The organism is Arthrobacter sp. ISL-72 (assembly GCF_018613755.1).
Classification (GTDB): domain Bacteria; phylum Actinomycetota; class Actinomycetes; order Actinomycetales; family Micrococcaceae; genus Arthrobacter.
Genome location: NZ_JAGGPP010000007.1, coordinates 1 through 23,813 on the forward strand (window position 1 = coordinate 1; position 23,813 = coordinate 23,813).

17 protein-coding genes and 1 pseudogene are annotated in these 23,813 nt (G+C 64.3%); 4 read left to right on the forward strand and 14 right to left on the reverse strand.

Annotation, left to right across the window (positions count from 1 at the left end):
- Positions 1 to 379 precede the first annotated feature (379 nt).
- From J7I92_RS07560 to J7I92_RS07570, 3 genes are read right to left on the reverse strand one after another with little or no spacing between them, the layout of a single operon-like run.
- On the reverse strand, positions 380 to 4,090 hold the full coding sequence (locus tag J7I92_RS07560) for a 1,4-alpha-glucan branching enzyme (RefSeq protein WP_214839102.1): 3,711 nt from the start codon (positions 4,088 to 4,090) through the stop codon (positions 380 to 382).
- Between the two features lies 1 nt (position 4,091).
- Complete coding sequence (gene treS, locus J7I92_RS07565) at positions 4,092 to 5,888, reverse strand: maltose alpha-D-glucosyltransferase (RefSeq protein ID WP_214839103.1); 1,797 nt, start codon at positions 5,886 to 5,888, stop codon at positions 4,092 to 4,094.
- Positions 5,885 to 7,966, reverse strand: a complete 2,082-nt coding sequence (locus tag J7I92_RS07570) for an alpha-1,4-glucan--maltose-1-phosphate maltosyltransferase (RefSeq protein ID WP_311380193.1) — start codon at positions 7,964 to 7,966, stop codon at positions 5,885 to 5,887. Before J7I92_RS07570 ends, treS begins: the two co-directional genes overlap by 4 nt.
- A 131-nt stretch (positions 7,967 to 8,097) precedes the next feature.
- Here J7I92_RS07570 and glgP point away from each other — a divergent pair, with 131 nt between their 5' ends.
- Complete coding sequence (gene glgP, locus J7I92_RS07575) at positions 8,098 to 10,716, forward strand: alpha-glucan family phosphorylase (RefSeq protein ID WP_214839104.1); 2,619 nt, start codon at positions 8,098 to 8,100, stop codon at positions 10,714 to 10,716.
- A gap of 145 nt (positions 10,717 to 10,861) precedes the next feature.
- On the opposite strand, the pseudogene J7I92_RS24535 reads toward glgP, so the two are convergent.
- Both J7I92_RS24535 and glgX read right to left on the reverse strand, forming a co-directional pair.
- Positions 10,862 to 11,051: pseudogene (locus J7I92_RS24535) on the reverse strand (barstar family protein); the annotation flags it as partial.
- 15 nt (positions 11,052 to 11,066) lie between these two features.
- Positions 11,067 to 13,181: a glycogen debranching protein GlgX gene (gene glgX / locus J7I92_RS07585; protein ID WP_214839105.1), complete on the reverse strand. Its 2,115-nt coding sequence runs from the start codon at positions 13,179 to 13,181 to the stop codon at positions 11,067 to 11,069.
- Positions 13,182 to 13,297: 116 nt separating this feature from the next.
- Between glgX and J7I92_RS07590 the strand changes: the two genes are divergently transcribed.
- The gene (locus J7I92_RS07590) at positions 13,298 to 14,113 is read left to right on the forward strand and encodes a carbon-nitrogen hydrolase family protein (RefSeq protein WP_214839106.1); all 816 of its coding nucleotides are present in this window, start codon (positions 13,298 to 13,300) and stop codon (positions 14,111 to 14,113) included.
- A 42-nt stretch (positions 14,114 to 14,155) separates the two neighbouring features.
- Here the strand turns inward: J7I92_RS07590 and rlmB are convergent, their stop codons facing one another.
- From rlmB to J7I92_RS07620, 6 genes are all read right to left on the reverse strand, one after another.
- Positions 14,156 to 15,142 (reverse strand): 23S rRNA (guanosine(2251)-2'-O)-methyltransferase RlmB, encoded by a 987-nt coding sequence (gene rlmB / locus J7I92_RS07595; protein ID WP_214839108.1) that lies wholly within the window; start codon positions 15,140 to 15,142, stop codon positions 14,156 to 14,158.
- Between the two features lie 112 nt (positions 15,143 to 15,254).
- A complete protein-coding gene (gene cysS, locus J7I92_RS07600; protein WP_214839110.1) occupies positions 15,255 to 16,718 on the reverse strand; it encodes a cysteine--tRNA ligase in 1,464 nt (487 codons plus the stop codon).
- A gap of 43 nt (positions 16,719 to 16,761) precedes the next feature.
- Entirely contained in the window at positions 16,762 to 17,088 is a 327-nt protein-coding gene (locus tag J7I92_RS07605; protein WP_214839113.1) for a hypothetical protein, read from the reverse strand.
- 67 nt (positions 17,089 to 17,155) lie between these two features.
- Complete coding sequence (ispF, locus tag J7I92_RS07610; protein ID WP_214839114.1) at positions 17,156 to 17,647, reverse strand: 2-C-methyl-D-erythritol 2,4-cyclodiphosphate synthase; 492 nt, start codon at positions 17,645 to 17,647, stop codon at positions 17,156 to 17,158.
- 2 nt (positions 17,648 to 17,649) lie between these two features.
- Positions 17,650 to 18,471, reverse strand: a complete 822-nt coding sequence (gene ispD / locus J7I92_RS07615; protein WP_214839115.1) for a 2-C-methyl-D-erythritol 4-phosphate cytidylyltransferase — start codon at positions 18,469 to 18,471, stop codon at positions 17,650 to 17,652.
- A gap of 112 nt (positions 18,472 to 18,583) precedes the next feature.
- Entirely contained in the window at positions 18,584 to 19,066 is a 483-nt protein-coding gene (locus J7I92_RS07620) for a CarD family transcriptional regulator (RefSeq protein ID WP_011690592.1), read from the reverse strand.
- 326 nt (positions 19,067 to 19,392) lie between these two features.
- Here J7I92_RS07620 and J7I92_RS07625 point away from each other — a divergent pair, with 326 nt between their 5' ends.
- Positions 19,393 to 19,962, forward strand: coding sequence for a hypothetical protein (locus J7I92_RS07625; protein WP_396020363.1), 570 nt, complete (start codon positions 19,393 to 19,395; stop codon positions 19,960 to 19,962).
- Positions 19,963 to 20,068: 106 nt separating this feature from the next.
- Here J7I92_RS07625 and J7I92_RS07630 read toward each other — a convergent pair whose 3' ends face one another.
- A complete protein-coding gene (locus J7I92_RS07630; protein ID WP_214839116.1) occupies positions 20,069 to 20,749 on the reverse strand; it encodes a response regulator transcription factor in 681 nt (226 codons plus the stop codon).
- On the reverse strand, positions 20,746 to 21,993 hold the full coding sequence (locus J7I92_RS07635) for a cell wall metabolism sensor histidine kinase WalK (RefSeq protein WP_214839288.1): 1,248 nt from the start codon (positions 21,991 to 21,993) through the stop codon (positions 20,746 to 20,748). The genes J7I92_RS07630 and J7I92_RS07635 overlap by 4 nt, the downstream gene beginning before the upstream one ends.
- 204 nt (positions 21,994 to 22,197) lie before the next feature.
- Between J7I92_RS07635 and phoU the strand changes: the two genes are divergently transcribed.
- Positions 22,198 to 22,860 (forward strand): phosphate signaling complex protein PhoU, encoded by a 663-nt coding sequence (phoU, locus tag J7I92_RS07640; protein WP_214839119.1) that lies wholly within the window; start codon positions 22,198 to 22,200, stop codon positions 22,858 to 22,860.
- Between the two features lie 132 nt (positions 22,861 to 22,992).
- On the opposite strand, the gene J7I92_RS07645 is transcribed toward phoU, so the two are convergent.
- Positions 22,993 to 23,739 (reverse strand): phosphoglyceromutase, encoded by a 747-nt coding sequence (locus J7I92_RS07645; RefSeq protein WP_214839121.1) that lies wholly within the window; start codon positions 23,737 to 23,739, stop codon positions 22,993 to 22,995.
- Positions 23,740 to 23,813: the final 74 nt, after the last annotated feature.

Genomic DNA, 23,813 nt, shown 5'->3' on the forward strand with positions numbered 1-23,813 from the left:
CCCTCCACGGGGTGGCATAATCCAGTCAATTCAACCAATCCATTACAATAAATTGGTATCAACAAACTTGGCACACTATTGAGTTCTCAAACAACAGACACACCCGGCACCACCACAACCAAACAATCAGCCGCAGCTCGCTCCGGAGCAACTTTCCAAACTTACCCGCTTGCTTCACCCGAGTCAAATCGGCCATCCCGACTCACATTGCCTTTGGCGATCCGTGATGTCTTGTCTGGCCAACTCCGGGGAGCAGCGCGGAAATAAACTCTACCACTACTTTGGCGATGGCACAAAGCCGCCTCCGCCAAGGACCAAAAAGCCCGGGATCACAAGGATCCCGGGCTTTCGCAAAGCACACGTCACCAGCTGGGAAGGGTTAGCTGGCTGACCTCTCACTTCTCAGCGCCGACTGGCCAGCTGCCGGCTTGAAGAACGCGGCACCCAGCGGCGGCAGGGTAACGCTCAGTGTTGCCGGCTGGCCGTCTTGTCCTTCTGTCGTTGCGGTGAGCGGGCCCTTGTTCAGGACACCGGAACCGCCGTATTCGGCGTCGTCCGTGTTGAGGACCTCCTGCCAGGCGCCGGCGGTGGGGACTCCGAGCGTGTAGCCCTTGTGCGGTCCGCCGGAGAAGTTGATCGCGCACACCAATGGGTTGCCGTCCTTGTCCCAGCGGATGAATGACAGGACGTTGCGGTCAGCGTCTCCCCCGTTGATCCACTGGAATCCGCCCGGTTCGTTGTCCCGCTCGTAGAGGGCGGGCGTCGAAGCGTAGAGCTCGTTCAGCTCCTTGGTGAGCAACTGGACGCCATGGTGCGCGGGTATCTCCGCCAGGTACCAGTCCAAGCCATGCTGTTCGGACCATTCGGCCTCCTGGCCGAACTCGGTCCCCATAAAGATCAGCTGCTTGCCCGGGTGCGCCCACTGGTATGCCAGGAAGGAGCGGAGGTTGGCCAGCTGCTGCCAGCGGTCACCGGGCATCTTCCGGAGCATGGAGCCCTTGCCGTGCACAACTTCATCGTGGCTGATGGGCAGGAGGAAGTTCTCCGTGAAGGCGTAAACCATCGAGAACGTCACCGTTCCGTGGTGCCACTTGCGGTTTACCGGGTCCTCGGACGCGTACTTGAGCGAGTCATGCATCCAGCCCATGTTCCATTTCAGGCCGAAGCCCAGGCCGCCGACGCTGGTGGGAGCTGTCACCCCGGGGAAGGCCGTTGACTCCTCGGCGATCATCACCGCACCTGGGTGCGTCTTGTACACGGTGGCGTTGGCTTCCTGCAGGAACGAGATGGCCTCCAGGTTCTCGCGGCCGCCGTACCGGTTGGGCTGCCACTGGCCGTGCTCACGTGAATAGTCGAGGTACAGCATCGAAGCGACGGCATCCACCCGGAGCCCGTCGATGTGGAACTCGTCCAGCCAGTACAGTGCGTTGGACACGAGGAAGTTGCGCACTTCCGTCCGGCCGAAGTCGAAGATCAGCGTTCCCCAGTCCGGGTGCTCGCCAAGGTTCGGGTCGGCGTGCTCGTACAGCGGCTCGCCGTCGAACTGCGCCAGCGCCCACGCATCCTTCGGGAAGTGCGCCGGCACCCAGTCAAGCAGGACGCCGATGCCCTCCTGATGCAGCGCGTCGACGAGGAACCTGAACTCATCCGGGTGGCCGAACCGGGAGGTCGGCGCGAAATAGGACGTCACCTGGTAGCCCCAGGAACCGCCGAACGGGTGCTCCGCCACGGGCATGAACTCCACATGCGTGAAGCCGAGCCATTTGACGTACTCCACCAGTTCCTTGGCCAGTTCGCGGTACCCCAGCCCAAGGCGCCACGACCCGAGGTGCACCTCATACACACTCATCGGCGAGTTGTGCGGATCCCGCTCCGCGCGGGCGGCCATCCACTCGTCATCCTTGAAGGCGTACGCGGATTCGACGACCCGTGATGCCGTCAGCGGCGGGACTTCGGTTCCGAACGCCAGGGGATCGGCTTTCTCCACCCAGTGACCGTGCTTGCTCTTGATTTCGAACTTGTAGCACGCCCCTGCTAAAACACCCGGAATGAACAGTTCCCAGACTCCGGACGAGCCCAGCGACCGCATCGAGTTCTCCCGGCCGTCCCAGGCATTGAAGTCGCCCTTGACCCGGACTGCCTGCGCATTGGGCGCCCACACGGCAAACGAGACACCGTCCACGTCGCCGAGCGAGGACTTGTAGTGCTGGACATGCGCACCCAGGACCTCCCACAGCTTCTCGTGGCGGCCTTCGCCGATCAGGTGCAAGTCCACTTCGCCGACGGTCGGCAGGTAGTGGTAGGGGTCGTCCATGGTCTGCGGGGCCACGCCCTCGTAGGTGACTTCCAGCCGGTAGTCGGGGACGTGGCCCGGCTGAAGGGGTTCCAGCACGGCTGTCCAGACACCATGGGCCTCATGCGTCATGGGGATCGAACCGGCAGCGGTCACCACGGACACACCAGATGCAAGGTGCTTGACGGTGCGGATGGTGACATGACCGTGGTCATCAAGGTGGGCACCCAGGACGGAGTGCGGGGCGTGGTATTCGCCTGACGCCACCCTGGCAAGCGTGTCCGGGTCGACCTGAAGCGGCACACCTGGCCGGTCTGTACGTGCTGAGCCTGTCATTTTGCTACCTTCCGATGCGGTTGCGGCTGAAGCGCCGGAACCTGTACTGCTGAGGAGACGTCGTGAGGCATTTACCGGTATGTCCAGCCATCCGGGCCTGTTCCGCATCTCATAGACAACTTCATACAACGCCTTGTCCAGCCACAATGCCACAAACAAGGGCGAACGGCGGTCAATTGTTCGGGCCGTGATTTCGCCGTATCCCGCCAGGAACGCCTCGGCACAGTCGTCCACCCAGGAATCGGGTACCTGGACGCCGTCCCGCTCACGTTCGGCGGCACCGGCAGCGTAGTCGAAGGACCGCAGCATGCCGACGACGTCGCGCAGCGGCACGTCCGGAAAGTTCCGTTCCGCGATCGGCCGCAAGGGTTCGCCTTCGAAGTCCAGAATTGCCCAGCGTGCCGGCTCACCCGGGTGCCCCGGCACCTGCAGGATCTGCCCGAGGTGAAGGTCGCCGTGGATCCGCTGCAGCGCTCCGGCGTTGCTTCCTTCAAGCTGACTGAGGAGGCCCACCAGCGCATCGTCATACGGCCCGACGGCGGGACCAGCTTGCGCCCAGGACTGCCGGACGCGCTGGGCTATTCCGGGCGCGATGTCCTTTCCCGGGACCGATTCCGCGGCCAGGCCCAAGGCCTCGGCCAGGCGCCGGTGCACTGTTGCAGTCGCCACGCCCAGGGCATGGGCCTCGGACGTAAAGTCCCTGCCGGAGCCGGCAGCCTCAACTGCGAGCCGCCATGCGTCGCGGCCGCCGGCGAGGAACTCGTGGGCAACCGCGAGTTCACCCTCAGCCGTCCGCAGCCCGTTTTCGGCGCCGTCAAGCGGGGCTTGCCACTGCCCGGTGACCCAGCCGAGAGTCGCCGGCACTTCGGACGTCCTGGCCTGCGTCAGTGCGGCGCCGATTTCAACTTCCGGGTTCCGTCCCTCGGAGAGCACACGGAAGAATTTGACGATCGCCGCAGAACCGCCGTCGTCCACTATCACCGAACTGTTGGACTGCTCACCGGAAAGGACCTTCACGGTACCGGTCGCCGTAGGCAGCGGGTAATCGGAGGGGACAAGGTGGCCCACGGCGTGACCTTCAGGGGACGTGCCGCCGCCGCGCATCAGTTCTAGCCAGGCCGAGACAAACACGGGGTCGTGGACGGCATCGTAGATCCATTGCCGCTTCTGGCCCGAGTCTCCTCCTTCACCGACCAAGGCCGATTCCTTACCGGGCAAAGGCTCAACCCGGTAGCTGAGCGGGACCTGCACCACATCGGTGCGGCTGCCGCCGTCGGCCGTGGGATAAGTGACTGCCGCGAGAAACACCTGGAGGCCCACCTTGCCGCTGCTGTCGTCCAGGCGCACACTGCCGACGTGCGCCAATGTGAATTCGCCTGTCTTGACGGGGAACCATCGCTGGCGCGGAAGCCAGGTCTGGAGCAGTTCCGCGAGGGCCGGGCTGAGTGTGGACTGTGTCATGTCACCCCTCGATTGACAGGACCGGGAGGGCCTGGGTAAACGGCGAGGCCGGGTTGGACGCCGCCGAGCGGATCCGCAGCCAGAAGAAATCGTGGCTGCCGAGGGTCAGCGTGAGGAGGCCGTCGTCGCCGATTGCGGGGAACGTCTGGCCGCCGAACACGTCCCGGAGGCCGCGGCCGGCGTATTGCGGAACCCGCAAGGTGGTGGCCACCGGGTGCTGGGAAAGATTGAACGCGCAGAGGATTGATTCGGCGTCTTCACCGGCCGCGTTGTCCGGGGACAGTTCACGCAGGTAGGCAAGGACGACGTCGTGGTCCGCCTCGACGTGCTTGTAGGCGCCAAGGCCGAAGGCAGGGTGGTTCTTCCGGACGCTGAGGATCTGGCGGGTCCAGCGGAGCAGCGATCCGGAATGGGCGGCCTCAGCCTCCACGTTCGCCATGGCGTAGTTGTAGACCAGCGACTGGATCACGGGGAGGTACAGCTTGCCGGGATCTGCGTGCGAGAAGCCGGCGTTGCGGTCCGGGTTCCACTGCATGGGCGTACGGACGGCGTCGCGGTCCTCGAGCCAGATGTTGTCCCCCATGCCGATTTCGTCCCCGTAATACAGGAACGGGCTGCCGGGCAGCGAAAGCAGCAGGGCGTTGATCAGCTCGATTTCGGACCGGGAATTGTCCAGCAGCGGCGCCAGGCGCCGGCGGATGCCGATGTTGGCGCGCATGCGGGGGTCCGGGGCGTACCAGCCGAGCATGGCCGCGCGTTCGTCGGCGGTGACCATTTCCAGGGTGAGTTCATCATGGTTCCGCAGGAACGTCCCCCACTGGGCGCCCTCGGGAATGTCCGGGGTGTCCTTCATCGTCTCGATGATGGGCGCCGCCTTCTGGTCCCGCAGCGCGTAATAGAGCCGGGGCATGATGGGGAAGTGGAAGGCCATGTGGCATTCGGGTTCCTCTTCGGTCCCGAAGTACTCCACCACCTCAACGGGCGGCTGGTTGGCCTCGGCGATGATGACCCTGCCCGGGTAGTTCTCATCCACCATTTTCCGCAGCTCGCGCAGGAAATCGTGGGTGGCAGGCAGGTTCTCGCAGTTGGTGCCCTCTTCCTCGAAGAGATACGGGATGGCATCGGCGCGGAACCCGTCAATCCCCTGGTCCAGCCAGAACCGGACGACGTCGAAAAGAGCTTCGATGACCTTGGGGTTTTCGAAGTTCAGGTCAGGCTGGTGGCTGAAGAACCGGTGCCAGAAAAACTGCCGCCGGATGGGGTCGAACGTCCAGTTTGATTCTTCGGTGTCCACGAAGATGATGCGGGCATCCTGGTACTTTTCGTCCGTGTCGCTCCAGACGTAGAAGTCGCCAAACGGTCCGTCCGGGTCCTTGCGGGACTCCTGGAACCACGGGTGCTGGTCCGAGGTGTGGTTGAGCGGCAGGTCAATGATCACGCGGACGCCCCGGGCGTGGGCCTCGGCCACAAGGCGCTTAAAGTCGCTGATGGTGCCGAACTCGTCCAGGACGGAGTTGTAGTCCGAGATGTCGTAGCCGCCGTCACGAAGCGGCGACTGAAAGAACGGCGGCAGCCAGAGGCAGTCGACGCCGAGCCACTGCAGGTAGTCCAGCTTTTCGATGAGCCCGTGGAAGTCGCCGGAGCCGTCACCGTTTCCGTCAGCAAAGCCGCGGACCAGGACTTCGTAAAACACTGCTTTGCGGTACCAGAGGGGATCGTGTTGCAGGCCTGGGGCGTTCAGCTCGAATGTGCCCTTGGGAGTGAAATGCTGGCTGGGATTCTGCGGACTGAAACTCACGAATGCGACCTCCGGATGTTCAGGATGTGTGCGGGCTCCACGTGTGCGTCTAGCCGCACGTAGTTGTACTCGCCCCATTCCCAACTTTCGCCGGTCAGCAAATCCTCCACCATAAAGCGGCCGTTGTGAGTGAGGTCAGCCGCGTCGAGCTCAAGGGCGGGAAGGTTCACCGAAACGGTGCTCTCCCTCGTGCCGTGCGGATCGACGTTGACCACGATGATCAGGGTGTCCTTTGTCCCGTCCGGAAGCGTCTTGTGCTTCGAGTAGACAATGGTGGCGTCGTCCGTGCTGTGGTGCAGGGTCAGGTTTTGCAGGTCCCCCAGTGCCGGGTGCGTGTGTCGGATTTCGTTGAGCCTGGTCAGGTAGGGAGCGAGCGTGCGTCCGGATTCCGCCGCGGCATCCCAGTCCCGTGCCTTGTACTCAAACTTCTCGTTGTCGATGTATTCCTCGGCGCCGGGCCTGGCCACATGCTCGTAGAGTTCGTAGCCGGCGTAGACGCCCCAGAGCGGGCTGGCTGTCGCTGCGAGCGCTGCACGGATCTTGAAGGCTGCGGGACCGCCAAACTGCAGGTACTCGGTGAGGATGTCAGGGGTGTTCACGAAGAAGTTCGGCCGGAAATAGGCCGGCGACTTCTGGCTGACCTCGGTGAAGTACTCCTCGAGCTCCGTCTTGGTGTTCCGCCACGTGAAGTAGGTGTAGGACTGCTGGAATCCTGCCCGTCCCAGTGCGTGCATCATCGCCGGCCGGGTGAAGGCCTCCGCGAGGAAGACGACGTCCGGGTTCTTCTTGTTGACCTTGGCGATCAGCCATTCCCAGAACCACACGGGCTTGGTGTGCGGGTTGTCCACGCGGAAGATCTTGACGCCGTGGCTCACCCAGAGCAGCACGATCCGGAGGATCTCCTTGGACAGTCCCTCGGGATCGTTGTCGAAGTTCAGGGGGAAAATGTCCTGGTATTTCTTCGGCGGGTTTTCGGCGTAGGCGATGCTGCCGTCAACCCTGGTGGTGAACCATTCCGGATGGGATTCGACCCAGGGATGGTCGGGAGCCGCCTGCAGGGCAAGGTCCAGCGCCACTTCGAGGCCCAGGTCCTGGGCGCGCGCCACGAAGGCGTCGAAGTCCTCGAAAGTGCCCAGATCCGGATGGATGGCGTCATGCCCGCCTTCCTTGCCGCCGATGGCCCAGGGCGAACCGGGATCGTTGGGTCCCGCAATCAGCGTGTTATTCGGCCCCTTGCGGTGCTGGACGCCGATCGGGTGGATGGGCGGCATGTAAATGACGTCGAAGCCCATTTCGGCGACGGCGTCGAGCCGCTTGGCGGCGGTGCGGAACGTTCCGGACGTCCACTCACCGGTGACGTGGTTGCGGACGGCACCTTCCGAGCGGGGGAAGAATTCGTACCAGGCGCCGCGGCCGGCCAGGTCACGCTCAACGAGCAGCGGGAAGCGCTCGGAGACGGTGACGAGTTCGCGGATGGGCTGGCGGCCGACGACGTCGGTCACCTCGGGGCTGAACCCGGCGGCCAGCCGCTCCTCCGGGGCCAGCGACGTGTCGGAGAGGACCACGACGGCGGTCCGGAGCGTCCGACGGTCGGCGGAGGGACGGGCCGGGTCTTCGGACGCCTGCGACAGCAGTGCCGCGCCCTCTGCCAGCATTAGTTCGACGTCCATGCCCGCCTCGACCTTGACCTCGGCGTTGTGATGCCAGGTCCCGTACTGGTCATGCCAGGCCTCGATGGCGAACGACCAGTTTCCGGTACCGCTAGGGGTGATGACGCCTTCCCACCGGTCGGTGCCTTTTCCACGGTCACCGCGGGGCGGCGCCAGCCGGACACGCTGGCGTTCCTTGCCCTTGGGATCAAACAGCACCGCGCTGACTCCGAGCTGGTCGTGTCCCTCGCGGAATGCCGTGGCGCCGACGACAAGCCCTTCGCCAGGCAGCGCCTTCGCGGGAAACTTACCTCCCTCCACCACTGGCTGCACGGCGGTGATGGGGAAGCGGCCAAAACGCAGGCCTTCCGTGATCAGGGTCTTCGGCTTTTTGCTGGATCCGGCACTGGTTAGCGTATTAGTCGTCACGGACTCGACGTTATCGAGAAATCATCCGTTTTGCTAAGGGGACTTGGGATTTTCTCGGAGCAATCCGTCATTTACCTAAAAGAAACCAAAACCTGTTCCGGCGGCCCACCTTGTCGGTTAGTGTGACGCAGGTGAAGGCTATCCGCAGATTTACTGTCCGAACCGTACTCCCGGAATCAATCCGGCCGCTGGCCCGTTTGGCCACCAACCTGCGGTGGTCATGGCACCGGCCCACCAGGGAGCTTTTTCAGGGGCTGAACCCCGCAATTTGGGACGAGAGCGCCCACGATCCCGTCAGTTTCCTCGGCATGGTGAGCCGGGAAGAGCTGCAGCGCCTGGCCGCTGACCAGGACGTCGTCCGCCGCGTTCATGCCGCCGCCGAAGACTTGGACCGTTACCTCGAACAACCGCGCTGGTACCAGGGCCTGGGCGAGGACGCGCCGTCGTGCATCGCCTACTTCTCACCGGAATTCGGAATCACGGAGGTGTTGCCGCAGTATTCGGGCGGCCTGGGAATTCTCGCGGGCGACCACCTAAAGGCGGCATCGGACCTCGGTGTGCCGCTCATCGGCGTCGGGCTGCTTTATCAGGCCGGCTATTTCAAGCAGTCCCTCTCCCGGGACGCCTGGCAGCAGGAAACGTACCCTGTCCTTGACCCGGACGGACTTCCGCTCACGCTCCTCCGCGAGGAGTCCCCGGACGGCAATGGCAAACCCATCCAGATCTCCCTGCCGCTCCCCCACGGGCGCCGGCTGCTGGCGCACATCTGGCGTGCCGACGTCGGGCGTGTCCCGCTGCTGCTGCTGGACTCAAATGTTCCCGGCAACGACGACGCCGCCCGCGGCATCACGGACCGGCTCTACGGCGGCGGCGGTGACCACCGCCTGCAGCAGGAGTTGCTGCTGGGCATGGGCGGCGTCAGGGCGCTGCGTGTCTACCAGCGCCTCACCGGCTGCGCGGCGCCGGAGGTGTTCCACACGAACGAGGGCCACGCAGGGTTCCTGGGAATTGAACGCATCCAGGAGCTCATGTCAGCGGACCAGCCGCTGAGCTGGGACGAGGCACTGGCCGCCGGACGTGCATCCACGGTCTTCACGACGCACACGCCGGTACCGGCAGGCATCGACCGCTTTGAAGTCTCGCAGATCCAGCACTTCTTCGAGGGCGGCCTGGCCCCTGACGTGCCGGTCGGCAAGATCCTCGACCTGGGGCGGGAGAATTTCGCTGACGGCAACCCGTCCGTCTTCAATATGGCGGTCATGGGGCTCCGGCTTGCCCAGCGTGCGAACGGTGTGGCCAAGCTCCACGGCGTGGTGTCCCGCGGCATGTTCTCCGCGCTCTGGCCGGGCTTCGACCACTCAGAGGTGCCCATCACCTCCGTGACCAACGGCGTGCACGTACCCACGTGGGTGGACAGCCGCGTCTCCAAACTGGCCCGGGAAAAGTTCGGAGCCGAAGCCGAAGCCATGGGCCGCTGGGATCTTGCCTACAACGTCAGTGACGAGGAAGTCTGGGCCCTCCGCCGCGAGATGCGCCTGTCGCTCGTGGAGGACGTCCGCAAGCGCCTGCGTGCGGCGTGGAAGAAGCGCGGCGCGGCCGATGCCGAGCTCGGCTGGACCGAAAACGTCCTGGATCCGGATGTGCTGACCATCGGCTTCGCCCGCCGCGTCCCGACCTACAAGCGCCTGACCCTGATGCTGCGCGAGCCGGAGCGGCTCAAGGCCCTGCTCCTGCACAAGGAACATCCCATTCAGCTTGTCATCGCGGGTAAGTCCCACCCCGCGGATGACGCCGGCAAGAAGATGATCCAGGACCTGGTCCGCTTCACCGACGATCCCGAAGTGCGGCACCGGATCGCGTTCCTCCCCAACTACGACATCGCGATGGCACGCACGCTCTTCCCCGGCTGCGACGTATGGCTGAACAATCCCCTGCGCCCGCTCGAAGCCTGCGGTACCTCCGGAATGAAGGCGGCCATCAACGGTTCGCTGAACCTTTCCGTGCTGGACGGCTGGTGGGACGAAATGTACGACGGCGAAAACGGCTGGGCCATCCCCACGGCCGACAACAACGCCTCGCCCGAGGAGCGGGACGACATCGAAGCCGCAGCGCTGTACGAACTGCTGGAGACACAGGTGGCCCCCCGTTTTTACGGGCTCACCGTGTCCGCCGGTGCCGGTGCCGCCGGACCGTCCGAGTCCGGGTTGCAGCGGGTTCCCACGCACTGGGTGTCGATGATCAAGCACACCATGGCGCACCTGGGGCCGGCGGTTTCCGCGGACCGTATGCTGCAGGACTACGTGAACGTCCTGTACCGTCCCGCCGCAATCGCCGGGCGGCGCGCCGTGGCGGACCACTTTGCCCAGTCCAAGTCGCTGGCAGCCTGGACGTCGAGGATCCGGGCCGCATGGCCGCACATCCAGGTGGAGCACGTCGACTCGGTAGGGGTTTCCGAGGACCCGCAGATCGGTGACACGCTCCAGGTGAATGCCTACATTGCGCTGCACAACCTGGACCCGGACGACGTCGCGGTGGAAGTTGCGTTCGGCCGCGCCCAGGAAAGCGACGAACTGGCCGATGTGACGCTGGCGGATCTCGTGCCGAAGGAGGACCTTGGCAAGGGACGCTATCTCTTCAGCGGCTCCCTGCTGATCGACCGTTCCGGTTCTTTCGGCTACACGGTGCGAGTGCTGCCCACGCATTCGGCCCTCGCCTCCAGGGCGGAGCTGGGGCTGATCGTCAACGCCTGAACAGCGGGTTTCCTGACCTGCAGGCACGAACGCTCTCTCACTTGATGCGCAAAAACGGCAAACGCTCCTTCACGCGGTGAAGGAGCGTTTGCTGTTTTCCTGCGAAAGGTGAGAGAGCGTCCGGGGAGGGCTAGAGGAATACCGTGGCGACATCGTGCAGCGAATCGTTGAGTGCATCGAGGTTCACGCCGTAGTGCTCCGGGAAGTCCAACACTTCCCGAACGTCTGCAGCACTGCCTTTTTGTATCTACGGCGAGGATCACCAGGACCTGACGGCCGGCGTCGGACGCCTGTTCGCGCAGCTCATCGATGGTCCAGGTGTCAGCGGAGTAAATCTTCTTGCCCGGACCCTAAGTGCGGTAGATGCTGATGGTGTTGGACTGCACCACGTCACGCTCGGCGGCGGCGACCTGGACGCCCTGGCGGCTGTCGTGGAGCTCGGACGTGGTCAACCGGAGTTCGAAGAGCCGCTTGGTGCTTCCCTCGTCAATGCTGAGGTCGGGCAGCGTGATCTTGACGTCGTGGGCGTTACCGTTCACCACCACAAGTCCGTCCACTTGACCGTCGTCCGAGCCGAGCAGAAGCTGGACCACGCGGTGCTGGGGATCATTCCAGCGGTCCATGGACATGGGCTTGCCGTGTTCATCGAACCAGTGAAGATACGCCTGCTTGTCCCGGGAAGGATAGTCGTGCGGCTGGACTGCCAGGAACTCCTTCCGGAGCCGGATGACGCGCTTGGTGCTCCGCAGCATGGCATGGGATTCCGGGGTGCTGGTCCAGTCGATCCAGGTGATGGCGTTGTCCTGGCAGTAGGCGTTGTTGTTTCCCTGCTGGGTGCGGCCGATCTCGTCGCCCGCGGTCATCATGGGGATGCCCATGGACACCATCAGGGTGGCCATCAGGTTGCGGCGGGTCTGCGCCCGGAGCGCAAGGATTCCCTCGTCTTCGGTCCGGCCCTCGAAGCCGTGGTTGTAGCTGCGGTTATCCCCGTGGCCGTCGCGGTTCTGCTCACCGTTGGCCTCGTTGTGCTTGCGGTCGTAGGACACGAGGTCGGCCAGCGTGAAGCCGTCATGCGCCGTGACGAAGTTGAGGGAGGCAAGACGTGAGCGTCCCGATTCCGCAAAAAGGCCTGCGGAGCCGCTTATGGAATCCGCCAGCCGAGCCACCGAACCGCCTTGGCCGCCGGCATCGATGGAGGCCCGGTCCGCGACCCAGAACGAGCGCAGGGCGTCGCGGTAGTGGTCGTTCCAGTCCACCCAGCCCGGCGGGAAGCGCCCGGTCTGCCAGCCGCCATAACCGATGTCCCACGGCTCGGCGATGAGTTTGACGGAGGAAAGCACCGGATCCGCGGCCACGGCGACGAGGAATGGATGATGTGGGTCGAAATCGTTGGCGGCGTTCCGGCACAGCGTCACCGCCAGATCGAAACGGAAGCCGTCGATGTGGAACTCGTCCACCCAGTACCTCAGGGAGTCAAGGACCAACTGGACAACGCGGGGGTGGCCGAAGTTCAGGCTGTTGCCACAGCCCGTGGTGTCCACATACCTGCCGTTGCCGTCGTTCCGGTAGTACTGGTTCTCCCCCAGCCCGCGGAAGCTGATGGTGTGGCCGTCGGGGCCGCCTTCGGCTGTGTGGTTGTACACAACGTCCAGGATCACTTCCAGGCCTGCCGCGTGCAGGAGCTTGACCATGCCCTTGAATTCGTCCTGCACAGCCTGGGGCCCTGCCGTCTGGGCGGCCCGGGTGGCGTAGGCCGGATGCGGAGCGAAGAACGCAGCCGTGTTGTAACCCCAGTAGTTGGTCATGCCGAGGTTCTGCAGGTGCGGTTCGTCCAAGTGGAAATGGACCGGCAGCAGCTGGACGGCAGTGACTCCCAGGCCCGTAAGATGTTCAATCATTGCCGGATGCGCCATGCCGGCGTATGTTCCCCGGAGCTCTTCCGGGATGTCCGGATGCAGTTTGGTCTGGCCGCGGACGTGCGCCTCGTAAATGATGGTGTTGCGCCACGGAATGTGCGGACTGCGGTCCCCGCCCCAGTCGAATCCGCTGGCCATGCGCACGTTGGTGAGGAAGCCTTCGCTCTCATCCACCGCCCGGCCGTAGGGATCCAGCAGCAGCGGCTGCCCGCCGTCGTCGTCAAAGGCTACGGTGGGCACTGAAACCGGCAGAGCCTCCTCCTCGGACGAGGAACGGAAACCGTACTTGGACCCGGTGGGGAAACCGTCAACGATGCCGTGATGGACGTCGTTGGTGATGTTCGGCAGCGTCTTCAGTTGCCAGGTTCCGCCGGGCGGGCAGTAAGCGATTTCGAGCGTGGCGACGCCGGGAGCATAGACCGCGACATTGGCCAAGGCACTCCGAGGATCGTCCGTTGCCGGGGACCCCGTGCGCGGAACGCTGATACCCAGTGGAAACGGCCGGGAGGCGTCCACGGTTGAGGCTGTGTCTAAGAGTGGCATGACCATTGCTTAAATATTAGCTGTGCCACACAAATGACCGATATTTGCCGCAATGTGTCGGGAAATGGGCCGGCCTTGTTCAGCGTTGCATACTGGAAGAACACGCCTAGTTGGAGGTAATTGTGCGAATTGCACTTGCTCAAGTAGTGACGGGCCGCGATATTTCCGCGAACCTGGACCTCGTGGAAAAGTTCGCCCGCGAAGCGAAAGAGGGCGGCGCGGAATTGGTGGTTTTCCCCGAAGCCACCATGCGTGCTTTCGGAAATTCGCTGCTGGACATCGCCGAACCGCTGGAAGGCCCGTGGGCTACCAAGGTACGGGAGATTGCCGACGGACTCGGCATCACCGTCATTGCGGGCATGTTTACGCCGGGTCAGTCCGCGGACGGCTCTGAAAACCGGCGGAAGGTGCGCAATACCCTCCTGGTCGCCGGTCCCGGCGTGGAGGCGAGTTACGACAAGGTCCACCTGTTCGACGCCTTTGGCTTCGCCGAGTCGGACACGGTGGATGCTGGCACCAAGGCGGTCACCTTCGAGCTCGGCGGCATCAGCTTCGGCCTGGCCACCTGCTACGACATCCGGTTTCCGGCACTGTTCACGGCCAACGCCGATCTGGGCGCCGAAGTGAACATTGTCTGCGCCTCCTGGGGTGCCGGCCCCGGAAAGGTCGACCAGTGGCGGCTTCTGGCCCGCGCCCGCGCCGTGGACACCACCACGTACGTGTTGGCGTGCGGCCAAGGCGATCCAGCCGCCGAAGGGATCGAGACCAAGGGGTCGGCGCCCACCGGCGTCGGGCACTCCGCCGTCGTTTCCCCCTTCGGTGAGGTCCTCGAAGAGCTCGACGGCGGGACCGGACTGCTGTTCGCCGACCTGGATCCCGCCGTCGTCAAGGAAGCCCGGACGAAGCTGCCGGTCCTGGCCAACCGCCACGAGTTCTAACCCCACCGTCGCACGGTCCGCGGACGCGCCCTGCGCCGTGGACTACTTCGCGGCGCGCTGCCGGGAGACTTCGTACAGCGAGATGCCGACGGCCATGGAGGCGTTCAGGGATTCCATGGCCGAGTCGATCGGGATGGAGACGATCTGGTCGCAGTTTTCGCGCACCAGCCGGCTGAGGCCCTTGCCCTCGGAACCAACCACGATGCAGACCGGTTCCTTGGCCAGGCTGAGGTCCGGCAGCGAAACGTCGCCGTCGCCGTCCAGGCCCAGCACGTAGATGCCCATGTTCTTGAACGCCTTGAGGGTGTTGTTGAGGTTGGCGGCGCGGGCCACCGGAACGCGGACTGCTGCACCCGCGCTGGTCTTCCACGCCGCGGCGGTGACGCCGACGGAGCGGCGCTCCGGCACGACGACCCCGTGGCCGCTGAAGGCCGACACGGACCGGATGATCGCGCCGAGGTTGCGGGGGTCGGTGATGCCGTCCAGTGCAACGAAGAGCGGCGCATTGGCGACGTGGCCCTTCTTCCACTTATCCACGGTCTCTTCGGCCAGCTCGTACGCGTCCTGGTATTCGTACGGCGGGATCTGCAGCACGAGCCCCTGGTGGATGGCGTCGTCCGTCATCCGGTCCAGTTCCGGCTTGCCGGTTTCCAGCAGCGGAATGCCGCGTTCGGCCGCAAGCTTCAGGGACTCCTTGACGCGGTCATCCATTTCAATGCGGATGGCGACGTGCAGGGCCTTGGCGGGAATGCCGGCGCGCAGCGCTTCGACCACCGAGTTGCGTCCGGTGACCACTTCTTCCGTGGCACGGCCCTTCGGGCCCGAACGGGCACCCGCACCGCGCGATGCTCCCGGGCGCTTGGCGGCGGACCGCTCGGCGAGCTGCTTGTTCTTATGGGCCTTGTGGTACGGGCGGTCCTCCGCCTTAGGCGTGGGGCCCTTGCCCTCGAGGGCCTTGCGGCCGTGGCCACCCGTACCGATGGTGGGGCCCTTCTTCGCTTTGACCGAGCGGCGACCGTTGTTGGCCATGAGTTTCACCCTTGCTTTGTTGAGTAAGTCTGACCTCCAGTCTACTTACTCAGGTAAAATCGCCGGCCCGGCGCCGTGCCCGGCGCCCTGCCCCGCCCTCTTCCAGCCGGCCCTAGCCGCGCTTGAGGCTCCAGCTGGCACCGTCCGGACCGTCTTCGACCACAACGCCGGCGGCCGCCAGGGTGTCGCGGATGGCGTCCGACGCCGCCCAGTCCTTGGTGGCCCGGGCTGCTGCCCTGGCACCAAGCTGGGCTTCGATGAGGACGCCGAGGGCCGTGTCCGCCTGCGTATCCCTGGCGGGGGCCGCGACGTCATTCAGGCCGAGGACCCGCAGCATGTCGGTGACGGAGTGCAGCGCCGCGCGGGCACCGGCGTTGTCTCCGCCGGTGAGGGCGGTGTTTCCGGCCCGCACCGTATCGTGCAGGACTGCCAGCGCCTGCGGCACGTTCAGGTCATCGTCCATGGCATTGGCGAAGGCTTCCGGCACCTCGCCATAGCTGCCGAAGAGGAGGGTGCCGTCGTTGGACAGGGTCCGCACGGCCCGGGCGACAAATCCGTCAATCCGTTCCACTGCGGCAGCAGCTTCCTGCAGCGAGGTCGGCTGGTAGTCCAGCACTGAACGGTACTGGGCCTGTCCAAGGTAATAGCGCACCACCCGGGGCGACGCGAGCTCAAGCATTTCGGCAGGGCTGACAGTGTTGCCAACGGACTTGGACATCTTTTCGCCCTGGTAGGTCACCATGCCGTTGTGCATCCAGAAGTTGGCGAAGGCATGGCCGGCCGCCTGCGACTGCGCCATCTCGTTCTCGTGGTGCGGGAACCGGAGGTCCAGCCCGCCGCCATGAATGTCGAATTCCGTGCCGAGGTATTTGGTCACCATGGCCGAGCACTCCAGGTGCCAGCCCGGACGGCCGGCGCCCCAGGGCGAAACCCAGCTCGCCGTCGTCGGCTCCCCTTCCTTATGGCCTTTCCACAGCGCAAAGTCCCTCGGGTCCTTCTTCCTGTTGCTGAATTGGGCCTCGACGTCCGTAGCGCCCTGCATGTCGTCGATCTTCTGCCGGGTCAGGGTCCCGTACCGGTTCCAGGAGCGGACGTCGAAATAGACGTCGCCGGAACCGTCGGGGGCCGGGTAGGCGTGGCCGCGGTCGATCAGGCGCTGGATCAGCGCGTGCATCTCCGGAATGTGCCCGGTGGCGCGCGGCTCATAGGTGGGGCGGGAAACGCCAAGCGTGTCGTAGGCGTTGAGGAACGCCTGTTCATAGCGGTAGGCCAGCGCCCACCACTCCTCTTCGCGGATATCGTCCGGGCCTTCCTCGAAGTCCGGTTCGAACGACAGGGCGGACTTGGCGAGGATCTTGTCGTCAATGTCAGTGACGTTGCGGACCACGGTCACACGGAAGCCGCGGTACTCCAGCCAGCGGGTGAGCTGGTCAAAGGCGATGGCCGACCGTATGTGCCCCACGTGCGGCAGGCCCTGCACGGTCGCGCCGCAGTAGTACAGGCTCACCTTCCCCGGTGTCAGAGGGACGAAGTCGCGGACTTCGGCGGATGCTGTGTCGTAAAAGCGCAGGGTCACCGCTCCAGATTAGCCGATGGCCCTAGCGCCGGGGCCAATAGCGCTATTTGCAGACTTCGCCGATCTTGTTGTTCTGTTCGCTTAGCTGCGCTGTCTGTTCGGCGCTCTTGGTGCCCAGCGACGTGGCGGCAACTTTCTTCATGATGTCCGCCATTTTCTGGATGGGCTCGGCAACCTCAGGCGCCACCTTGTCCGCCACTTCCTGATAGTGCTTGGCGATCTGGTCAGCCTGCTGCTGCTGGTTTCCGCTGGGCACGAAGGTGTCGCCGTTGAGGAACCTGCAGCTTTCCTCAACACTCATTTTCGGCGTGCCGCAGCCTGTGAGCAGCATCCCGGCAACGAGTACGACGGCGGCGAGCGGCTTCTTCACGAGGGGTCTCCTGGGTGTTCGGCAGAGGTTTGGCTCCCTTAAGCCTAGGCGAAAGGCCCGCTGTGCCTCAGCCGGCCCGGTAGACGAGGGCGGTGGCGAGGGCCGAAATGCCCTCCCCGCGGCCGGTGAAACCCAGGCGGTCGCTGGTGGTCGCACTGACGCTGACAGGAGCGCCCGCCGCTGCACTGAGAACCTCTTGGGATTCCTCCCGGCGCGGACCGAATTTCGGCCTGTTGCCCACGAACTGCACCGCGATGTTGCCGATCTCGAAGCCTTCCGCCCGGACAATGCGGGCTGCCTCGGCAAGGAGTGTCACGCCCGAGGCACCTGCGAATTCCGGGCGGTCCGTGCCGAAGTGGGTTCCCAGGTCTCCGATCCCTGAGGCCGAAAAGAGGGCATCCGCCGCCGCGTGGGCCACGGGATCGCCGTCGGAGTGGCCGGCCAGGCCCTGCTCGCCTTCCCACAGGAGCCCGCCCAGCCAGAGCGGCCGCGGGTTGTCCGGGGCTGCAAAAGCATGGACATCGATGCCGATTCCGGTTCTGGGAATGATGAGAACCATGCTTAGCCCTCCACCCAGCGTGCGCCCAATGGGCCTTCCAGGAGTCCCTCGGCGATGATCAGGTCCAAGGGAGTGGTGATCTTGAGTGACTGGCTGGCTCCCCGGACGGCATGGACCGGAATCCCCAGCCGTTCCACCAGCATGGCGTCGTCTGTGACCGCGGCAGCCTGGGCCTCGGAGAATCCCGCCACCTCGCGGTGCGCCTTCAGCAACGTGTCGAGGTCGAATCCCTGCGGGGTCTGGACGGCGCGGAGCTTCTCCCGGGGCGCCGTGCCCACCACGATCTCCGGCGCAATCCGGGCGTCGTCGTCGCGCGTGGCTTCGACCGTCTTGACTGTGTCCACCACCGGCACCACCGGAATCACGGCCAGGGCACCGGCTGCGAGGGAATCCACTACGCGGAGGAAGACGGATTCCGGTGTCAGGGCACGCGCGGCGTCGTGGACTAGCACGGCCTGGGTGCCTTCCTCCAGGGCCGACAACGCCGAGCGCACGGATTCGGCGCGCGTCCCGCCGCCCTCAACGACCGTCAGCAGGGGCCCGCCGTCAACAAGCTCGTCCTTGAAGTCATCGCACATCTGCCGGAGCGAACCGTCCCCCGCCGGCAGGGCCACGCAGACCTGCTGGGCGACCCCGGACGCGACTACCCCGCGGAGGGCATGCATCAGGATGGGTTCGCCGCCGAGGGGCACTCTCGCTTTGGGCATGCCGTAACCAAGGCGCTGACCCGAGCCGGCCGCGACCAGCACGACGGCGACGACCGGACGGGGGCGGTGGTCCCCGGCGCCCGATCCGGAACCGGCCGAAAATTCTGTTGCACTCATGGGCACAACACTACGTGGCTGCCTGCTTCCGGCGCCCGGCATATCCGGCGGTTTCTTCTAAAACACGGCAAAAAGAAACCCCGGCGGCTGGTCAGCCACCGGGGTTCAATTCTTAGGAAGCCAAGACTTCGTCGAGAACGCTTGCAGCCTTCTCTTCGTCTGTCTTTTCAGCCAGCGCCAGTTCTGAAATCAGAATTTGGCGGGCCTTGGCCAGCATGCGCTTCTCACCTGCGGAAAGGCCGCGGTCGTGATCCCGGCGCCACAGGTCACGAACGACCTCGGCCACCTTGATAACGTCCCCGGAAGCAAGCTTCTCCAGATTTGCCTTGTAACGACGCGACCAGTTGGTAGGCTCTTCAGTGAACTCGGCACGCAGCACGTCAAAGACATGCTCCAAACCTTCTTTGCCCACTACGTCGCGTACCCCAACGAGGTCAACGTTCTCTGCTGGAACTTCAATGGTCAGATCACCCTGAGCCACCTTGAGCTTGAGATACATCTTCTCTTCGCCCTTGATGGTGCGCATCTTGATTTCTTCAATTTTTGCTGCACCGTGGTGAGGGTAAACTACTGTCTCGCCGACCTCAAAAACCATGTGGACTTTCCCCTTTCCCGCAGACCAGTTTATCACGATTCAGGCATACAACTGGCACGGATCAGGGCCGGGAACCGCGTAAATACAAGGAAAAAGGGCCCAATCGACCCCCTTCAGCCCCTTGACGGATGCGGATATTAGTGCATCAAGGGGCCCATGCCAAGGGCGCGCGGGCGCTGTCCACATGGCAGAAACGGGGCGCTGCAGCGGTTGGGAGGGGTCATGTTTTCGGGACGTCACTGTGGACTGCCCGAATCCTTGTTTGAGACCGTTTGAGGATAGGCTATGGCTGAATAATGTTTCAAGACTCTCAAGGAGTGCGTGACGTGCGTTTCACTGCGATGAACCGGGGCCAGCGCGGCAAGCTGGCAATGGCAACGGCAGCACTTGCCATCGGCCTGCTGTCCGTGACCGGTTGCGGCTACATCAACCCGCAGCAAACTTCTGAGCAGTACTCGGCGTCGGACGGCACCAGGGAAGATCTGGGTCCCCTCCAGATCCGCAACTTCATGATCGTTTCCACTGGCGAGGACAAGCCGGGCCGCGTGGTCGGCGCCGTCTACAACTCCTCTTCCAGCGACGTCAAGCTGACCATCAAGGGTGCGGACGGCGCTCAGACGCAGGTGTCTGTAAAGCAGAAGTCCTACACCCTGCTCAACGAATCCACGGACCCGGCGATCCTCAGCAGCACCGGTGCCAACCCGGGCTCCCTGTCCGAGGTCACCATCTCCGAGGACGGCACCAACCAGACCGCCCAGGTGAAGGTGCCCGTCCTGGACGCCACGCTTCCGGAGTACAAGGAGTACCTGCCGGCAGGTAGCGAGCCCACCGTCTCGGAGACGCCCGCTGTCCCGGAGACGTCCACTGCGGCTCCGACGAGCAGCGCAGGCCACTAGCGCACAACAAAAACCAGCGCACAGTAAAACGCGCACAGCAGAAAGGAGGGCCCGGCCGGTGAATTCACCGGCCGGGCCCTCCTTTCTGCATCCGGGTGCCTGTCTCCTAGGGCTCGAACTTGTAGCCCAGGCCGCGGACCGTCACGAGGTACCGCGGAGTCGACGGGTCGGGCTCGATCTTGCTGCGAAGCCTTTTGACGTGGACGTCCAGCGTCTTGGTGTCCCCGACGTAGTCGGACCCCCAGACCCGGTCGATGAGCTGCCCGCGGGTCAGCACCCTGCCTGAATTGCGCAGCAGCATCTCCAGCAGCTCAAATTCCTTCAGCGGCAGGGACACGTGTTCGCCGTCGACACTCACCACGTGGCGTTCAACGTCCATCCTCACCGGGCCCGCCTGCACGGTGTTGGCAATGAGCTCTTCCGGTTCCGCCTGCCGGCGAAGGACGGCCCTGACACGGGCAACGAGCTCCCGGGAGGAATACGGTTTGGTCACGTAGTCGTCGGCTCCGAGTTCCAGCCCGACCACCTTGTCGATTTCGGCGTCCTTGGCGGTCAGCATGATGACCGGCACCATGGAGCGCTGGCGCAGTTGCCGGCAGACCTCGGTGCCGGATTGGCCGGGCAGCTGCAGGTCCAGCAGCACCAGGTCGGCACCGTTCCGGTCGAACTCCGTGATGGCGTCCAGGCCGTTGTCCACGACCTCCACCTCGAATCCTTCCTTGCCGAGAAGATAGGACAGGGGGTCGCTGAATGACTCCTCATCCTCGACTATGAGAATCCTGCTCAAGCGCTGGCTCCTTGCTCATGGACGCCGGTGGCGTCGTCGTTGCGGTCTAGGTCGATACGGTCTTTGCGGTGCCTGTCGGTGCTGTGGGCCGCCGCTGAAGGCGCGAGGGCGGCATCGCCGTCGTCCTGGCCCTCCATCTCGGGAAGCCTGATGGTGAAAGTGGAGCCCTGGCCGGGCTGCGACCACAGCGTCACTTCTCCGCCGTGGTTGGAAATGACGTGTTTGACGATGCTCAGGCCCAGGCCGGTTCCGCCGGTGTGCCGTGACCGTGCGGCATCAACCCGATAGAAGCGCTCAAAGACCCGCTCCTGGTCCTCCGGGCTCAGGCCCTCCCCCTGGTCTGTGACGGAGATTGAGATCAGGCCTTCCTTGGCACGCACCCCGATCCCCACCCGGGTGTTCTCCGGCGAGTAGCGGATGGCGTTGTCGATCAGGTTCCGCAGCGCAGTGACGAGCAGGTCTTGGTCGCCGTAGACCATGGCCTCTACACGGCCGCCGACGACGATGGAGATGTTTTTGCTTTCGGCCGGCAGCTGCGAACGGTCCACGGCCTCGGTGATCACCGAATTGATGTCCACGGGGTGTCCCTGCTGGGCAACGTTGGCGCCTTGCAGGCGGGAGAGCTCGATGATGTCCTGGACGAGTGCCGCGAGCCGCGTGGATTCCTTCTGCATGCGCCTGGCAAAACGTCGGACGGCTTCTTCGTCGTCCGCGGAGGATTCGAGGGCCTCCGCCAGCAGGGAGATGGCACCAACGGGAGTTTTGAGTTCGTGCGAAACGTTGGCCACGAAGTCGTTGCGGATCTCCTCGGTGCGGGTGATCTCGGTCCGGTCATCAGCCAGCAGCAGGATGTATTCCTCACCGAGCATGGCTGCCCGGACCTGGACGATGATGCTCCCCTGCCCCAGCGGACCGCGGGGCAGTTCGAACTGCTTCTCGAGGATGACGCCGTCCCGCCGCACCCTTGCCGTCATGTCCAGGAGCTGCGCATGGACAACGGTGTGCCCGCGGACCAGGCCGAAGGCATAGGCCGCCGGACTGGCCCGCACCACCCCGTCGATGGCATCGACCACCACAAAAGCACGGCCGACGACCGCGAGCACCTCCGCGGCGCCGGCGGGCAGCGCAGGTTCGTCGAACTCGACGTCCACCAGCTGGCGCTGCTGTTCGCTGACCCTGTACGCAAGCACGCCAAAGATGCCGAACGACAGACCGACCAGGCCTGCGATGACACCGATGAGCATTGGATCCACGGCTCCAGCTTATGCTCAACCCCGGGTGCCAAAAACGAATCTGATGCGATTCCCGGAGGGGTTCAGCTAACGTTCACCTATAGGTGCGTAACAGTTCACCGGCCACTGTCAGAGTTACCAGTTGGACTGCAGAGCGGTGACATGAAATCCGGCCGCCCATGCGGGGGGAGAGGATTTCCAAGGAAAGGACGCGTAGTGCGCAAGGTTTTTCAGGAGGAGCTCACGCAGGTGGGCGAGCAGCTGGTCGAGATCTCAAAGCTTGTCAGCGAGGCCATTGAAAAGGCAACGACTGCCTTCGAAGGGGCGGACGTGGACCTGGCCCAGGACGTCATCGCCGCGGATGCACGGATCGACTTCCTGCAGAACAGCCTCGACGAGCGTGCCATCGACATCCTGGCCCTTCAGGGTCCCGTGGCCAGTGATCTTCGGATGATCGTGGGTTCGCTGCGGATGAGCGCCTCCCTTGAGCGCATGGGGGACCTGGCGCGGCACATCGCCCAGCTGGCCCGGCTGCGTTTCCCGGCCAACGTGATTCCCGCGCAGCTCACGGACACGTTCAAAAGCTTCGCTGAACAGGACCAGCTGATTGCGAACAAACTGACCGAGCTCCTGGAAACCCGGGATCTGGAAGTTGCCCGTGACATTCTCAAGGCAAATGCCGCCGTCAACGATCTCCACCTGAGCGTCTTCAAGGCAATCGCCCGCAGCGACTGGAACGAGTCCCCGGCCACCACGGTGGATGTTGCCCTCGCCAGCCGCTACTTCGAACGGTTCGCGGACCATGGCGTCTCCGTCGCCCAGAAGGTCACGTACCTGGTGACCGGTGCCTGGCAGCCGAACAGCGCCGAAATCAGCTAATCCATCTCGAGTTTTTGTCCACTTAATGGCCCTTCCCGAGGGATTTGGGGCGATTATCTGGACAAAAACTCCCAGAGGGAGGGCGTACGACGGCGGGCCGGTCACCTGGGTGACCGGCCCGCCGTCGTCCGCTTACTTCTTGCCTTGGTTGGCGACTGCCTTGATGGATTCGGCAGCAGCCACCGGGTCGAGGTAGGTGCCACCCGGGTTGATCGGGGTGAAGTCGTCGTCCAGGTCGTAGACCAGCGGGATGCCGGTGGGGATGTTCAGGCCGGCGATGTCCTCGTCGCTGATGCCGTCCAGGTGCTTGACGAGGGCCCGCAGGGAGTTGCCGTGGGCGGTGACCAGCACGGTCTTGCCGGCCTTGAGGTCTTCCTTGATGTCCGATTCCCAGTACGGCATCAGACGGACCAGGACGTCCTTCAGGCATTCCGTCCGGGGAAGGGCATCGCCCAGCTCCGCGTAGCGGGGATCCTTGGCCTGGGAGAACTCGCTGTTGTCGTCCAGGGGCGGCGGCGGAGTGTCGTAGGAGCGGCGCCATTCCATGAACTGCTCTTCGCCGTATTCGGCCAGGGTCTGGGCCTTGTCCTTGCCCTGCAGCGCGCCGTAGTGGCGTTCGTTAAGGCGCCAGTCGCGCTTGACCGGGATCCAGCCGCGGTCGGCCTTGTCCAGGGAGATGTTGGCCGTGTTGATGGCGCGCTTCAGGAGCGAGGTGTAGAGCACATCCGGCAGAACACCTTTCTCAACCAGAAGCTCACCGCCGCGAGCTGCTTCCTCGCGGCCCTGGTCGTTAAGGTCAACATCCACCCAGCCGGTGAACAGGTTCTTGGCGTTCCATTCGCTGTGGCCGTGGCGCAGCAGAATCAGCTTGTAAGTCATGGTTTTCATCCTAGCCGAGCAGGCGGCGGCGGTGCCGAGCGTTACATCGGATGCGTGTGCAGGCTGCGGTCCCG

Bases quoted from the DNA above. Each gene is read 5' to 3' on its own strand.
- J7I92_RS07560 (WP_214839102.1), bottom strand. From the start codon at position 4,090: ATGACACAGTCCACACTCAGCCCGGCCCTCGCGGAACTGCTCCAGACC.
- ispD (WP_214839115.1), bottom strand. From the start codon at position 18,471: ATGAGTGCAACAGAATTTTCGGCCGGTTCCGGATCGGGCGCCGGGGAC.
- rlmB (WP_214839108.1), bottom strand. From the start codon at position 15,142: ATGGCCAACAACGGTCGCCGCTCGGTCAAAGCGAAGAAGGGCCCCACC.
- ispF (WP_214839114.1), bottom strand. From the start codon at position 17,647: ATGGTTCTCATCATTCCCAGAACCGGAATCGGCATCGATGTCCATGCT.
- J7I92_RS07645 (WP_214839121.1), bottom strand. From the start codon at position 23,739: ATGACTTACAAGCTGATTCTGCTGCGCCACGGCCACAGCGAATGGAAC.
- glgX (WP_214839105.1), bottom strand. From the start codon at position 13,181: ATGGTCATGCCACTCTTAGACACAGCCTCAACCGTGGACGCCTCCCGG.
- J7I92_RS07620 (WP_011690592.1), bottom strand. From the start codon at position 19,066: ATGGTTTTTGAGGTCGGCGAGACAGTAGTTTACCCTCACCACGGTGCA.
- J7I92_RS07635 (WP_214839288.1), bottom strand. From the start codon at position 21,993: ATGCTCATCGGTGTCATCGCAGGCCTGGTCGGTCTGTCGTTCGGCATC.